Genomic DNA, 13,491 nt, shown 5'->3' with positions numbered 1-13,491 from the left:
CATCTGTACATTCCGCTTCCTCAGCTGTTTTCGCCTTATCTCGCTTTAACTCGCGAGACTTTGAGCTGGCTCTAAGCCCGGCTCGCCTCTTCAATCAAGCCCCGCTCAACGGGGCTTTTTCATGCCCTCACAGCAGCATCGCGGCGATCCAGCCAAAGCCCAGCAAGGGCAGGTTGAAATGCAGGAAGGTGGGCACCACCGTCCCCCACATATGGTCATGCTGGCCGTCTGCGTTCAAACCAGCGGTCGGCCCCAAAGTGGAATCCGACGCGGGCGAGCCGGCGTCGCCCAGGGCCGCGGCGGTGCCGACCAGCGAGACGATGGCCAGTTCGGAAAACCCGAAGCCCAGGGCCAGCGGCACATAGATGGAGGCGATGATGGGGACGGTGGAGAAGGACGAGCCTATCCCCATGGTGATCAGCAAGCCCACCAACAACATCATGAAAGCGGCCAGCCCGCGGTTGTCTCCAATCAGCGCCACCGACGAGCGCACCAGCGACTGGACATCGCCACTGGCGTTCATCACGCTGGCGAAGCCCGCCGCGGCGATCATGATGAAGCCCACCTGGGCCATCAGGCGCATGCCCTGGGTGAAGTGGCTGTCCAGTTCGGTCCAGCGCATCACTCCGGACCCGGAGATCAAGGCAAAACCCACCAGGCCGCCAAACACCATGGAACCGGTCCACAGCTGCGCCAGCAAGGACAGCAGCAAGGCCGCGCCGATGGACACCCGCTGCCAAGGACCCAACTTGACGCTGCCGCGCTCGCCGCCGGTCACGGCGACGTCCAGGTAAGTGCGCCGCCGCCGATAGCTGAACAACAAGGCCAGCGCCAGACCAAACACCATGCCGGCGGCCGGAATCAGCATGGCCTGCGGCGCGGCGCTCAAAGCAACCTGGAAGCCGCTGGCCGCGCCGGCCTTGTTGATGTTTCCCACCAGGATGTCGTTGAGGAAGATGGCGCCGAAGCCGATCGGCATCGTCATATACATCACGGTAATGGAAAAGGTGATGGCGCAGGCCACCGCGCGCCGGTCCAGCTGCAGCCGGTTCATCACCAGCAACAAGGGCGGCACCAGGATGGGGATGAAGGCGATATGCACCGGAATGACGGTGCCCGAGGCAAAGCCGGCCAACACCAGACAAGCCAGCAAACTCCACTTGACCACCCGCAGCATGCGCTCCGAGTGTCCTCCGTGCTGGATGTAGCCGACAATCCGGCCCGACAGCCCCTGCACAATGCCGGTGCGCGACAGCGCAATGGCGAAAGCGCCCAGGGTGGCGTAGGCCAGCGCCACCGGCGCGCCGGCGCCCAAGCCCCCGTTGAACGCCTGCACCACCGCCTCTGGCGACATGCCCGCGTAAATGCCGCCAATGGCGGCGGAAAGAATCAGGGCCAAAACCACCGGCACCCGCGACAGGCTCAAGGCCATCATGACCAATACGGCTAATACCACGGCGTTCATGGGAATCTCCTCGTCGGCGCTCGTCAATGGCGAGCGCATCGATAGTCTGGCGTCCCGGCATCGCCGGGCTCCACTCCCCGAACTCCACAGGTCATTGCCTGCTGATTCTTCATTCTGGTCCGCGCGTCCAAACCAACTCGCGGATGCCAAAACGCCAGCCGCCCCCATGCGAAGACGGCTGGCGATCTCGCGATTACAGCGACGGCAGCAGACCGGCCTCGACGAAGCGGTTGTAGGAACCGCTAGCCACCAGCGCGGCGGCTTTCTCGATGTCAGGCGCGAAGTAGCGGTCCTTGTCGTAGAAGCTCACTTGCTCGCGCAACTCCGCCTTGGCCGCTTCCAACTTGGCCGAGGTCTTGTGCGGCGCGCGGAAGTCCACGCCCTGGCAGGCGGCCAGCAACTCCACCGCCAGGATGCCGGCGGTGTTGCCCGCCATGTCGCGCAGGCGGCGGCCGGCGAAAGTGGCCATCGACACATGGTCTTCCTGGTTGGCAGAGGTAGGCAGGCTATCCACCGAGGCCGGATGCGCCAGCGATTTGTTTTCCGAGGCCAAGGCCGCGCCGGTGACCTGGGCGATCATGAAACCGGAGTTGACCCCGCCGTTGTTGACGAGGAAGGGCGGCAGCTTGGACAGATTGCTGTCGATCAGCAGCGCCATCCGGCGTTCGGACAGCGAGCCGATCTCAGCCAGCGCCAAGGCCAGATTGTCGGCGGCGAAGGCCACCGGCTCGGCGTGGAAGTTGCCGCCGGACAGTATCTCGTTGTCCGCGGCGAACACCAACGGGTTGTCGGACACCGAGTTGGCCTCCACCACCAGCACCGCGGCCGCTTGGCGGATCTGGGTCAGGCAGGCGCCCATCACTTGCGGCTGGCACCGCAGCGAATAAGGATCCTGCACCTTGCCGCAATTCTCGTGCGAACGCTCGATCTCGCTATGCTCCAGCAGGCTGCGGTAGATGCGGGCGGCGTCGATCTGGCCGGCGTGGCCGCGCACCGCGTGGATGCGCTCGTCAAACGGCGTGCGGCTGCCCAGCGCGGCTTCCACTGACAGCGCGCCGGCCACCGAGGCCGAGGCGTACAGGTCTTCCGCGGCGAATAAGCCTTCCAGCGCGAAAGCGGTGGATGCCTGAGTACCATTCAGCAAAGCCAGGCCTTCCTTGGGCGCCAGGGTGATCGGCTCCAGACCGGCGGAACGCATCGCCACCGCGCCCGGCACGCGGGTGCCGTTGACGAAGGCTTCGCCCTCTCCGATCAGCACCGCGCTCATATGCGACAGCGGCGCCAGATCACCGGACGCGCCCACCGAGCCCTTTTGTGGAATCACCGGGTAGATGCGCTGGTTAAACAGGGTGATCAAGGCCTCAATCACCAACCGGCGGATGCCGGAAAAACCGCGTGCCAACGAGTTGATCTTCAAAGCCATTACCAGGCGCACGGTGGATTCGTCCATCGGCGCGCCGATGCCGGCGGCGTGGGACAGCACGATGGAGCGCTGCAGCAATTCCAGCTCTTCCGGCGCGATGCGAGTATTGGCCAGCAAGCCGAAACCAGTGTTGATGCCGTAAGCGGTGCGGCCTTCGGACAGCACCCGCGCCACGGTGGCGGCGGAGGCGTCGATGGCTGCGTGGCTGGACGGATCCAGTTTCAGTTGCAAACCGGTTTCACGTGAAACGCGACGCAGCTCGGCCAGGCTGAGTGTGCCGGGAACAATGTTCAATACCATCTGAGATTCTCCTTCATAAAGCGTTTGCAGCGCCGCTCGCCGCGGTGAGCGCTGGTTTTGTGTTATCGCGCCCTGCCGGCAAGCGGCTTGAATGTTCCGGCGAGCACGCGCCCACCGGATAAAAAACCTTGCGCCGCGCTTTTACGCGGCGTCGCGCTGAGCCTGGGCCTCCACGCCGGGCGCCAACACCCGGCTCCACAGGAAATGTCCAGCCACCACCAACGCCACCCACACCATGCCCACCAGCAACGCAGAGCGGGTATCCTCGAAGTAACCAAGCACGCCGATCACAAACAACATGAAGCCTATCGCCGCCAGCGGCGCGTACGGCCAGAACGGCACTGGGAATTTCAGCTCCGCGGCTTGTACCTTGCTCATCTGGCGACGCATCGCCACCTGAGACAGCAAGATCATCAGCCACACCCACACCGTGGCGAAGGTGGCGATGGAGGCGATCAGCAAGAACACGTCCTTGGGCATCAGGTAATTGAGCACCACGCCCAACAACAAGGCGGCGGCCATGACCAACACCGTCATCCACGGCACGCCGTTGGCCGACAGCTTGGCGAAACTCTGCGGCGCCTGGCCCTGACGCGCCATGCCGTACAACATGCGGCCGGCGCCGAAGATGTCGCTGTTGATCGCCGAAATCGCCGCCGAGATCACCACCGCGTTGAGAATGTGAGCGGCGGCGGGAATGCCCAGGCTTTCGAAAATCTGCACGAAGGGGCTGCCCTGGCTGCCGATCTTCGGCCACGGGAAGATCGACATCAGCACGGTCAGCGTCAGCACGTAGAACAACAGGATACGCACCGGAACCGCGTTGATCGCGCGCGGGATGGTGCGCTGCGGGTCCTGCGCCTCGCCGGCGGAAATACCGATGATCTCGATGCCGCCGAAGGCGAACATCACCACCGCCAACGAGGCGACCACCCCGCCCCAGCCATTGGGCATGAAACCGCCGTGCGACCACAGATTGTGCAGGCCGCTGGCCTCGGCGCTGCCAAAACCGAACAGGATGATGGCCACGCCGCCGATGATCATCGCGACGATAGCCCCCACCTTGACGATGGACAGCCAGAACTCCATTTCGCCAAACACCTTGACGCTGCATAGGTTCAAGGCGCCGATGAAGAAGATGATGCTCAGCACCCAGACCCAGCGGTCCACTTCCGGAAACCACAAACTCATATAGATGCCGAAGGCGGTCACATCGGCCAGGCAGACGATGATCATCTCAAAGGCGTAGGTCCAGCCGGTGATCACCCCAGCCAAGGGGCCCAGATAGCTGGTGGCGTAATGGCCGAAGGAACCGGCCACCGGGTTGTGCACCGCCATCTCGCCCAGCGCGCGCATCACCATGTAGACGGCGGCGCCGCCAATCAGATAGGCCAGCAATACCGCCGGGCCGGCCATTTGTATCGCCGCCGCCGAACCGTAGAACAAGCCGGTGCCGATGGCCGAGCCCAGCGCCATGAAACGGATGTGACGGGCGGACAGACCGCGCGTCAACGTTTGTTGCTCCATTTAGTGTCTCCTCAATTCCGATCTTCAGGTGCAATCCTGAAATTGTCGCTTATTATCCGTGTTTGGCCGGCCCCCGCATTGCCGAGCCTCCCCGACGGTAGATTCCAGCCTTCCCATCTCAGCCCAACCAGCCCTGCCACAGCGCTAGATGACCGATGCCGGCGGCCAGCAATATTCCCAACACCGTGCGCAGCAGCCAGATCAACACCAGATGCCGTACCGATAGCGGAATTCTGGTCGCCAGGATGCAGGGAATGGAAGCCGAGAAAAACAGCACGGAACTGACCGACACCACCGCGGCGACAAACCTCACCAGCAAATCAGCGTCCTTCAGCAGGATCGCCGGCAAGAACATTTCCGCCAGCCCTGCGGCCAGGGCCTTGCCTGTCAACATCGGCTCGCTCAAACCAGCCAACCATGCCACCGGCGCCAGCAACAGGCCCAGCACATCGAACAAGGGCGTATACCGTGCCAGCAATAAGCCGATCAGCCCTACCGAAAGGATGGAAGGGACCACGGCGCCCGCCATGGCCAGGCCATCGCGCAGATTCACGATCAAGACCCGCGTCAGACTCGGCGCAGCCTTGGCCTGCCGCAAACCGGCGGCCAAGGCCGCCTGCCAGCGCGTCATGCCGGCCGGCAGTTCATCGCGCACGCCGCCCTGATTATCCATGCGCGAGATTGGCGGCAGCCAGGCGGTGATAGCGGTCACGGTAAACGCCACCACCAGAGTGGACCAGAAGTAGAAATTCCAGATCGGCATCAAGCCCAGCGTCTTGGCCACAATCACCATGAAGGCCGCCGACACGGTGGAAAACCCGGTGGCGATGATGGCGGCCTCGCGTATGGTGTACTTGCCTTCCAGAAACACTCGGTTCGTAATCAGCAAACCCACCGAATAACTGCCGACAAAAGAAGCCACCGCGTCAATGGCGGAATGGCCTGGCGTGCGCCATATCGGCCGCATCACTGGCTGCATCAGTACGCCCACCAACTCCAGCAGGCCGAAACCGATCAGAAACGCCAGGGCGGCGGCGCCCAGCGGCACGATCAGGCCCACCGTCAAAGCCAGCTTGTCGAACAAGAAGGGCAACATATCCTTTTCGAACAACAGCGACGGCCCCAGGCGGGTAAGATACAGAATCGCCAGCGCCAAACCGGCCAACTTTAGCAAGCTGAACACTATGTTGACGGCGCTAACGCGCCAGCGTCCGGAAACAAACGGCGCGATGCTGCCATAGGCGATCAGCAACATCACCAACGTCACCGCCAGCTCACGCTGCGCATTGGCCAGATAACTGGCGGCGTGGTCCAAGGGAATCGTGGAGTTGCCTGCAATCTCCAGGGGCAGGAAAAACAGCAGGATTCCAATCAGGCTATAAGTGAGCAAACGCAGCAAGGCGCTGACGTTATTCGGGGAAAACGGCAGGGAATGCTCGACACTCATCAGCGATGTCTCCTTTGTAGCGGCATTCGACAGTTCGGCTTGGAATAGTTATGGCGCCAAATCTGTTGCTTGAGCGTAACGGCCAAACCGCCCGATGACGCCGAAACTCGGCGCCATCGTCCATGACCGCTGTCCGCGATGCTCAGCGCTTCAGCATCGGCAGATCCAAGCCCTGCTCTCTCGCGCAGTTCTCAGCGATCTCGTAGCCGGCGTCGGCGTGACGCATCACGCCGGTACCCGGGTCGTTGCGCAGCACGCGGCCCACCCGCTTGGCGGCGGCGTCGCTGCCGTCGCAGACGATGACCACGCCGGAGTGCTGGGAGAAGCCCATGCCCACGCCGCCGCCGTGATGTAGCGACACCCAGGTGGCGCCGCCGGCGGTGTTGAGCAAGGCGTTCAGCAAAGGCCAATCGGACACGGCGTCGGAACCGTCCTTCATGCTTTCTGTCTCGCGGTTGGGCGAGGCCACCGAACCGGAGTCAAGGTGGTCGCGGCCAATCACGATGGGCGCTTTCAACTCGCCGTTCTTGACCATCTCGTTGAAGGCCAGGCCCAGGCGGGCTCGGTCCTTCAGGCCCACCCAGCAAATGCGCGCCGGCAAGCCCTGGAAGCTGATGCGCTCCTTGGCCATATCCAGCCAGTTATGCAGGTGCGGATCGTCCGGAATCAATTCCTTGACCTTCTGGTCGGTCTTGTAGATGTCTTCCGGATCGCCGGACAGCGCCACCCAGCGGAAGGGGCCGATGCCTTCGCAGAATAGCGGGCGCACATAGGCCGGCACGAAGCCGGGGAAGTCGAACGCATTGGCCACGCCTTCTTCCAGCGCCATCTGGCGGATGTTATTGCCGTAGTCCAGCGTGGCGGCGCCGCGTTGCTGTAGAGTCAGCATCGCGCGCACCTGCACCGCCATCGACTGCTTGGCGGCGGCGGTGATTTCGGCGGCGGACGTTTTCTGCTTGGCGCGCCATTGCTCCACGGTCCAGCCCTGCGGCAGATAGCCGTGCACCGGGTCGTGGGCCGAGGTCTGGTCGGTGACCACATCCGGAGTAATACCGCGTTCAACCAGTTCCGTGAACACGTCGGCGGCGTTGCCCAACAGGCCCACCGACACCGCCTTGCCGCTGTGCTTGGCCTCATCCAGGATGGCCAGCGCCTCGTCCAAGGTCTTGGCCTTACGGTCCACATAACGGGTTTTCAGACGGAAATCGATGCGGGTCTCGTCGCATTCCACGGCGATCATGCTGAAGCCGGCCATGGTGGCGGCCAGCGGCTGGGCGCCGCCCATGCCGCCCAGGCCGCCGGTCAGAATCCAGCGACCTTGCGGCTTGCCGTCGAAGTGTTGGTTAGCCACGGAGAAGAAGGTTTCGTAGGTCCCCTGCACAATGCCTTGCGAGCCAATGTAGATCCAGGAGCCGGCCGTCATCTGGCCGTACATCATCAGGCCCTTCTTATCCAGCTCGTTGAAGTGTTCCCAGTTGGCCCAGTGCGGCACCAGATTGGAGTTGGCGATCAAAACGCGCGGCGCGTCGGCGTGGGTCTTGAACACGCCCACCGGCTTGCCGGATTGCACCAGCAGGGTTTCGTCGTCCTCCAGACGCTTGAGCACGTCCAGGATGGTGTCGTAGCACTTCCAGTCGCGGGCGGCGCGGCCGATGCCGCCGTACACCACCAGGCTTTGCGGGTGCTCGGCCACTTCCGCGTCCAGATTGTTCTGGATCATGCGGTAGGCGGCTTCGGTCAGCCAGCTCTTGCAAGTCAATTCGGCTCCGCGCGGCGCGCGGATGTGGCGGGTCGGATCAAAACGCGGGTCGGACATCGGTATTCTCCTTTGTAAGCCCGCCGCCGGTTGTGACCCGGCGGGCGGGGAATGACGCTATCGCTACTATCGGGTTCAGGCTTGTTTCAGGTGCCGGCCTATGCTCCATACCAACCGGGCGGCGGTCTTGGCGCCGTGGCTGTCGATGTCGAAGGCCGGGTTCAATTCCACCAGGTCGGCGGCCGCCAATTTGCCGCTTTCGGCCAGGCGCCGGACCAGGGCCTCAACCACTGGCAGCGCCACCCCCATGGCGGCGGGGGCGGAAACCGCCGGCATCACGCTGGCGGGCAATACATCCAGATCTATGGTCAGGTAGACGATGTCCACCTGGTCGACGAAGGCCATCATCGCGCCGCGCACCGTGGACAAGGTATCCAGCGTCATGTCGCTGTCCAACGTCCATTGCACGCCCAGCGCGCGGGCCCGGGCGAACAGCGCTTGGGTGTTGGACGGCTCGGCCACGCCCAGGCACAGATAGTGGAAAGGCCGGCCGGCTTGCGCGCAGTCGGCGGCGATTTGGGCGAACGGCGTGCCGGAAGTGGCTTCGGCCGCTTCACGGAGGTCAAAATGGGCATCGAAATTGACAATGCCGATCACCTTGCCCGGATGCGCCGCCGCCAAGCCGCGCCAAGTGCCGTAGGCGGTTTCGTGACCGCCGCCCAGCACCAGCGGAAAGTGGCCGTCGGCGCGCAGCCGGCGTACCTGTTCGCCCAGCCGCGCCTGCGCGGCGTCCAGGTCGCCGTCGGCGCAGGCCACGTCGCCGGCGTCGCACAAAGGCAGCGCTTGGTGCCAGGCCAGATTGGCCAGCGCCTTGCGGATCGCCGTCGGCCCGGCGGCCGCGCCAACGCGGCCCTGGTTGCGCCGCACGCCCTCGTCGCAGGCAAAGCCGACAATACCGACGCCCGGCTCCAGGCCGGCGGCGTAGGGGCGCGCCAGCTGATGCCAGCGCCGCGCCAGATCGCCCTCGCCGGCGTCGACCCGGCCGCTCCAAACACTCATGTCCACGCTCATGCTTCAACAGCCTTTCATATGCTGCGCCACGCCGCGGAATACGCGTTGGCGCAAAGGATTGTCGCCCAGGCCGTAGACGATCTCGGCCGGCGAATCGATGTCCCATACCAACAAGTCGGCGACATGACCGGCGGCCAGCCGGCCGTGGCTGCCGCCGCGGCCCAGCGCTTGCGCCGCATGGCGGGTGACGCCGGCCAGCGCCTCTTCCGGCGTCAGGCCGAACAAGACGCAGGCCTGGTTCATCGCCAGCCGGATGGAGGCGAACGGGCTGGTGCCGGGATTGAGGTCGGTGGACACCGCCATCGGCACGCCGGCGGCGCGCAGCAGTTCCACCGGCGGTTTCTGGGTCTCGCGCAGGAAATAGAAGGCGCCCGGCAGCAGCACCGCCACGGTGCCGGCGGCCTTCAACGCGGCCACGCCGGCGGCGTCTAGGTATTCAACGTGATCGGCGGACCAGCCGCCGAACTCGGCCACCAGTTCGGCGCCGTGCAGATTGGAAAGCTGCTCGACATGACCTTTGATCTTGAGGCCGTGGGCGCGCGCCGCCTCGAACACGCGGCGGGTCTGCGCCGGGCTGAATCCCACGCTTTCGCAGAAAGCGTCCACCGCCTCGGCCAAGCCGGCGCTGGCTGCGGCAGGCAGGATGGCGTCGACGATATGGTCGATGTAGGCGTCGGCGCGGCCGGCGAACTCCGGCGGCAATGCGTGGGCGGCCAGCAGGGTGGCGGACACCTCCACCGGCAGTTCGTCCCGCAAGCGCCGCGCCGCGCGCAATTGCTTGAGTTCGTCCTCCAGACTCAGGCCGTAGCCGGACTTGATTTCCACCGTGGTCACGCCCTCGGCCATCAGCGCGCGCATCCGCGGCTTGGCGGCGGCGGCCAGGCCGGCCTCGTCCAGCGCCCGAGTGGCGCGCACGGTGGATACGATGCCGCCGCCCTCGGCGGCGATCTGCTGATAAGGCACGCCGTTGAGGCGCTTTTCCCATTCGGCGGCGCGGTTGCCGCCGTAAACCAAGTGGGTGTGGCAATCGATGAAGCCTGGGGTGATCCAAGCGCCCTTGGCGTCGATCACCGCGCCGTCGAAGCCCTCGGGGTCAATGTCCGCGGCCGGCGGCAACGCGAGGATGCGGCCGGCTTCCAGCAAAAGCGCATGGCCTTCTAACGCGCCGTAAGGCGCCGGGAGGCTCGGGTCCATCGTCGCCAGCCTGGCGTTGATCCACAGGCTGCGGCGATCCGTTTCGGCTTGACTCATGGTGGGCTCGCTACGGGTTATTTGTATATACAATTAATCCTATCCAAACTGCCTGTCAAGTTTGGAGCCGTGATTTTTGTAAATAGGCCGAATTGGCAGATTTTACTTATAGGACAATCATTTGATGTTGCATGGCAACAAAAAAGCCGCCCGAGGGCGGCTTGCACGAACGCGAAAATTCAACGCCAATTTGTATATACATTAAAACGCCGCGAACCATCAGGCGCCACGGCGCGGGCGCTCAACGCTTGACCCGGGTTTGCGAACGCAGCTTATAGCGCGAGCCCGGATGGGTCAGCCGCGCAAAGCTGACCAGCTTCTTGTGCGACCAGGTGCGGCGTAAAACCAACAGGCAGGGTTCGCGCGCCGTCATGTCCAGCATCGCCTGCTCCGCCGCGCTGGGCAGCACCGCTTCCACGCTGTGCTCGATATCGGTCAGCGGACAATTTTTCATCAGGTAGTCGTTGGGCGTGCGGCTGCTGAAATCCTGTTCCAGGTAATCCGGCGCGAAGGCCGGGTTGACATAGCGGTCTTCCAACTGGATGGCGACGTCGTCCTCACGGTGCACGATCAAGGAGCGGAATACCGTGCTGCCTTCCTTCACCCCCAGGCGCAAAGCCACGTCCTCGGTGGCGAGCACGGCCTTGAGTTCGTAAACGTCGGCGCTGTGGCGGTGGCCGCGCGCCTCGATTTCCTCGGAGATATTGTTGATGTCCAGCAAAGGCGATTCGGCCTTGCGCTCGGCCACATAAGTGCCGTCGCCGGCGAAGCGCAGCAGAATGCCGGCCTCGGCCAGATCGCGCACCGCCTTGTTGACGGTCATGCGCGACACTTGGAACTGGCGCGCCAACTCCAGCTCGGGCGGAATCTTGCCGCCGGGCAGAAACTGGCGGGAACGGATGCCTTCAAGGATGTATTCCTTGATGCGCAGATAACGCGGTTGTGCTGTGGATGACACCTTGGGACCTAGAAGATTGAACGGTTGGCAAAAGGATTGTAGCCCAAGGCGGCTCGCAAGCCCCTGATCCAGCGCAGACAAAACCGGCCGCGGGCATTGCCGCCGTCCCGCGTCTGCGCCAAGATGGAAACCCGTCGCCCGTTTGCGAGGCCTGACATGACGCTTGAGCAATGGTTGCAAGAGTATGATCTCAGTCACCGCCATCCCGTCAATATCCGCATCCACAAAATCTGCGTGCCCGCCATCGTGTTCGCTCTGTTGGGTTTGCTCTCCAGCGTGCCGGCGCCGCTGAATCCGGCCTGGCTGGCGGTAGCCGCCGGCCTGGCCTTCTATTGGCGGCTGGGCCGAACCCCGGCGCTGGCCATGGCGGCGATGTGCCTGCCCATGCTGCTGGCGCTGGAGGGGGCGACGCGCGCCGGACTACCGCTGGCGCTCTTCTCTCTGGGGCTGTTCGTCGTCGCCTGGATCGGCCAGTTCGTCGGCCACGCGATCGAGGGCAAAAAGCCCTCCTTCTTGCGCGACCTGCAATTCCTGCTGATCGGTCCGCTATGGACGCTGCGCCGCTGGCTATAGCGCGCTATCATCGGTTTTTTGCCCGGAAGCCCGTATGTCCGTCGCCCTGCCTCCCGCCGCCTCGCTGTCCAACCGCGCGCCCGGCGTCGATATTCTCGTGATCGCCGCGGCGGATTTCCACGCGGAAATATCCTTGCTGGGCGGTCAACTGCTCAGCTTTCGCCCCGCCGGCGAGCAGCCCTTGCTGTATTTGTCGCCGCAGGCGCGCTACCAGCCGGGCAAGGCCATACGCGGCGGCGTGCCACTGTGCTGGCCCTGGTTCGGCCCGCATCCCTGCGACCCGGCTCAGCCGGCCCACGGCGTGGCGCGCACGCAAGCCTGGCGTCTGGACGAGGTCCGGGAAGACGCCGGTACGTTCCACGTGAAACTCTCCGGCCCCGAACACGACGGCCTGACGGCGGAAATGGAATACCGGCTGGGCGCGGCGGTGGAGGCGGCGCTAACCACTCGCAACCACGGGGATCGTCCCCTGCGGCTGGGCGCCGCGCTGCACAGCTATCTAGCCGTGGGCGATGCGCGTCTGGCCACGCTGTCCGGCCTGGACGGCGCACGCTGTCACGACAAGGTGGCGGGCCGCGAAAGCCGCTGGCCGGACGGCGAATTCCGCTTTCACGGCGAAGTGGACAGCATTGTTTACAGCGAGCGGCCCGCCTTGCTCCGCGACCCGGTCTGGCAACGTTGCATTCGCGTCACAGCGGAAGGCGCCGGCAGCGTGGTGGTATGGAACCCGGGGGCTGAAAAGACGGCCTTGCTGGGCGACTTGCCGACAACCGCCTGGCTTGATTTCGTCTGCGTGGAAACCGCCAACGCCGGCGACGATGTCCGAGAGCTTGCTCCCGGCGCCAACCATCGCATGGCTTGCCGCTTGACGCTGGAGCCCTTCCACGCCGAGGCCGGGGTATAATGAGGGCCGAAATCGCCGCGGCCCTCAGCCCGGCGGACCGCGTTTTTCAGTTCCGGAACCCCTAGCGATGGCCAGACCCGACAAGATTTCCCGTTTCCTGCCGATTTCCTTTGCCAACGGCAACAGCGTGCGCCGCTTCGGCAAACACTGCCCCAGCTGCCGCGCAATGGTGGGCTCGGAGCATATGGAAGGCATCGCCAGCAAGCAGCAGGACAAGATCTTCCTCGCGGCCCAGGCGCGCTGCCCGTCCTGCGGCGCCGGCTTTCCGGTGCGTTGCGTGATTACCGACGACAAACGTGTTCACCGCGTACTGCTCCCCCACTGGGCCTTTCGCATGTGGCTGCAAATGGCCACCCGCAACGATCCACAACCGCCCGGCGACGACAACTGGACGCTGGAGGACGCCCCGGCGGAAACCGCGCAGCAAGGCTTCGTGCTGCCCGACAACGCCTTCGTCACCCGTTCAGAGGAAGTGCTGGGTCGTTTCCAGGGCGAGCCTATCAACGCCTGGATCGAATATCAGGGCCAGCGCTTCGTGTTCGAGCGCGCCGCGCCGCCCAGCGGCGACGCCCGGCTGGACGCCAGCGAATTGCTGTTCGAGGGCCGGCTGATCTACCGCCAGGCCTGAGCGTCGACAAAGAAAACGGCAGCCCGTGGGCTGCCGTTTTTGCGTTCTTAAGATCCTGTTTACGATCCCGCGAGCTAGAGCGAGACAAGGCGAAAACTTGCGAAAAAGCGGAATGTACCAAGGGTACATGAGCATTTCGAAGACGGCACTCATCGCACAATCTCTCTACCGACGCGCAGCAGATCGTA

Annotated in this window: 11 protein-coding genes; 3 read left to right on the top strand and 8 right to left on the bottom strand. The window is 64.2% G+C overall.

Annotated features, from left to right (window positions below; genetic code table 11):
• Positions 1-127: 127 nt before the first annotated feature.
• From MOV80_RS04255 to hutC, 8 genes are all read right to left on the bottom strand, one after another.
• Positions 128-1,465: a Na+/H+ antiporter NhaC family protein gene (locus MOV80_RS04255; RefSeq protein ID WP_081575078.1), complete on the bottom strand. Its 1,338-nt coding sequence runs from the start codon at positions 1,463-1,465 to the stop codon at positions 128-130.
• A 193-nt stretch (positions 1,466-1,658) separates the two neighbouring features.
• Positions 1,659-3,188: a histidine ammonia-lyase gene (gene hutH, locus MOV80_RS04250; protein ID WP_019104158.1), complete on the bottom strand. Its 1,530-nt coding sequence runs from the start codon at positions 3,186-3,188 to the stop codon at positions 1,659-1,661.
• A 141-nt stretch (positions 3,189-3,329) separates the two neighbouring features.
• Positions 3,330-4,715: an amino acid permease gene (locus tag MOV80_RS04245; protein WP_019104159.1), complete on the bottom strand. Its 1,386-nt coding sequence runs from the start codon at positions 4,713-4,715 to the stop codon at positions 3,330-3,332.
• Positions 4,716-4,833: 118 nt separating this feature from the next.
• The gene (locus MOV80_RS04240) at positions 4,834-6,162 is read right to left on the bottom strand and encodes a YjiH family protein (protein WP_019104160.1); all 1,329 of its coding nucleotides are present in this window, start codon (positions 6,160-6,162) and stop codon (positions 4,834-4,836) included.
• Positions 6,163-6,304: 142 nt separating this feature from the next.
• The gene (gene hutU / locus MOV80_RS04235; RefSeq protein ID WP_019104161.1) at positions 6,305-7,978 is read right to left on the bottom strand and encodes a urocanate hydratase; all 1,674 of its coding nucleotides are present in this window, start codon (positions 7,976-7,978) and stop codon (positions 6,305-6,307) included.
• 75 nt (positions 7,979-8,053) lie between these two features.
• Positions 8,054-8,977, bottom strand: coding sequence for a formimidoylglutamase (hutG, locus tag MOV80_RS04230; RefSeq protein ID WP_085951935.1), 924 nt, complete (start codon positions 8,975-8,977; stop codon positions 8,054-8,056).
• A gap of 15 nt (positions 8,978-8,992) precedes the next feature.
• Positions 8,993-10,240, bottom strand: a complete 1,248-nt coding sequence (gene hutI, locus MOV80_RS04225) for an imidazolonepropionase (RefSeq protein ID WP_039756608.1) — start codon at positions 10,238-10,240, stop codon at positions 8,993-8,995.
• Positions 10,241-10,481: 241 nt separating this feature from the next.
• Positions 10,482-11,198, bottom strand: coding sequence for a histidine utilization repressor (gene hutC / locus MOV80_RS04220; RefSeq protein ID WP_019104164.1), 717 nt, complete (start codon positions 11,196-11,198; stop codon positions 10,482-10,484).
• Positions 11,199-11,354: 156 nt separating this feature from the next.
• On the opposite strand from hutC, the gene MOV80_RS04215 reads away from it, so the two are divergent.
• The 3 genes from MOV80_RS04215 (at position 11,355) to MOV80_RS04205 (ending at position 13,303) form a co-directional block, all read left to right on the top strand.
• On the top strand, positions 11,355-11,771 hold the full coding sequence (locus MOV80_RS04215; protein ID WP_043589163.1) for an Mpo1-like protein: 417 nt from the start codon (positions 11,355-11,357) through the stop codon (positions 11,769-11,771).
• A 34-nt stretch (positions 11,772-11,805) separates the two neighbouring features.
• Positions 11,806-12,675, top strand: coding sequence for a D-hexose-6-phosphate mutarotase (locus MOV80_RS04210; RefSeq protein WP_043589157.1), 870 nt, complete (start codon positions 11,806-11,808; stop codon positions 12,673-12,675).
• A 67-nt stretch (positions 12,676-12,742) separates the two neighbouring features.
• A complete protein-coding gene (locus MOV80_RS04205; RefSeq protein ID WP_019104167.1) occupies positions 12,743-13,303 on the top strand; it encodes a hypothetical protein in 561 nt (186 codons plus the stop codon).
• Positions 13,304-13,491: the final 188 nt, after the last annotated feature.

The sequence above is a fragment of the Chromobacterium sp. IRSSSOUMB001 genome, assembly GCF_023507765.1.
Taxonomy (GTDB): domain Bacteria; phylum Pseudomonadota; class Gammaproteobacteria; order Burkholderiales; family Chromobacteriaceae; genus Chromobacterium; species Chromobacterium haemolyticum.
Note: the sequence above shows the minus strand (reverse complement) of the source record. Positions and strands in the feature narration are given on the sequence as shown.

What these genes read in the sequence shown, in the direction of transcription:
- MOV80_RS04255 (WP_081575078.1), bottom strand. Translation starts at nt 1,465, where the DNA reads ATGAACGCCGTGGTATTAGCCGTATTGGTCATGATGGCCTTGAGCCTG.
- hutH (WP_019104158.1), bottom strand. Translation starts at nt 3,188, where the DNA reads ATGGTATTGAACATTGTTCCCGGCACACTCAGCCTGGCCGAGCTGCGT.
- MOV80_RS04245 (WP_019104159.1), bottom strand. Translation starts at nt 4,715, where the DNA reads ATGGAGCAACAAACGTTGACGCGCGGTCTGTCCGCCCGTCACATCCGT.
- MOV80_RS04240 (WP_019104160.1), bottom strand. Translation starts at nt 6,162, where the DNA reads ATGAGTGTCGAGCATTCCCTGCCGTTTTCCCCGAATAACGTCAGCGCC.
- hutU (WP_019104161.1), bottom strand. Translation starts at nt 7,978, where the DNA reads ATGTCCGACCCGCGTTTTGATCCGACCCGCCACATCCGCGCGCCGCGC.
- hutG (WP_085951935.1), bottom strand. Translation starts at nt 8,977, where the DNA reads ATGAGTGTTTGGAGCGGCCGGGTCGACGCCGGCGAGGGCGATCTGGCG.
- hutI (WP_039756608.1), bottom strand. Translation starts at nt 10,240, where the DNA reads ATGAGTCAAGCCGAAACGGATCGCCGCAGCCTGTGGATCAACGCCAGG.
- MOV80_RS04215 (WP_043589163.1), top strand. Translation starts at nt 11,355, where the DNA reads ATGACGCTTGAGCAATGGTTGCAAGAGTATGATCTCAGTCACCGCCAT.
- MOV80_RS04210 (WP_043589157.1), top strand. Translation starts at nt 11,806, where the DNA reads ATGTCCGTCGCCCTGCCTCCCGCCGCCTCGCTGTCCAACCGCGCGCCC.
- MOV80_RS04205 (WP_019104167.1), top strand. Translation starts at nt 12,743, where the DNA reads ATGGCCAGACCCGACAAGATTTCCCGTTTCCTGCCGATTTCCTTTGCC.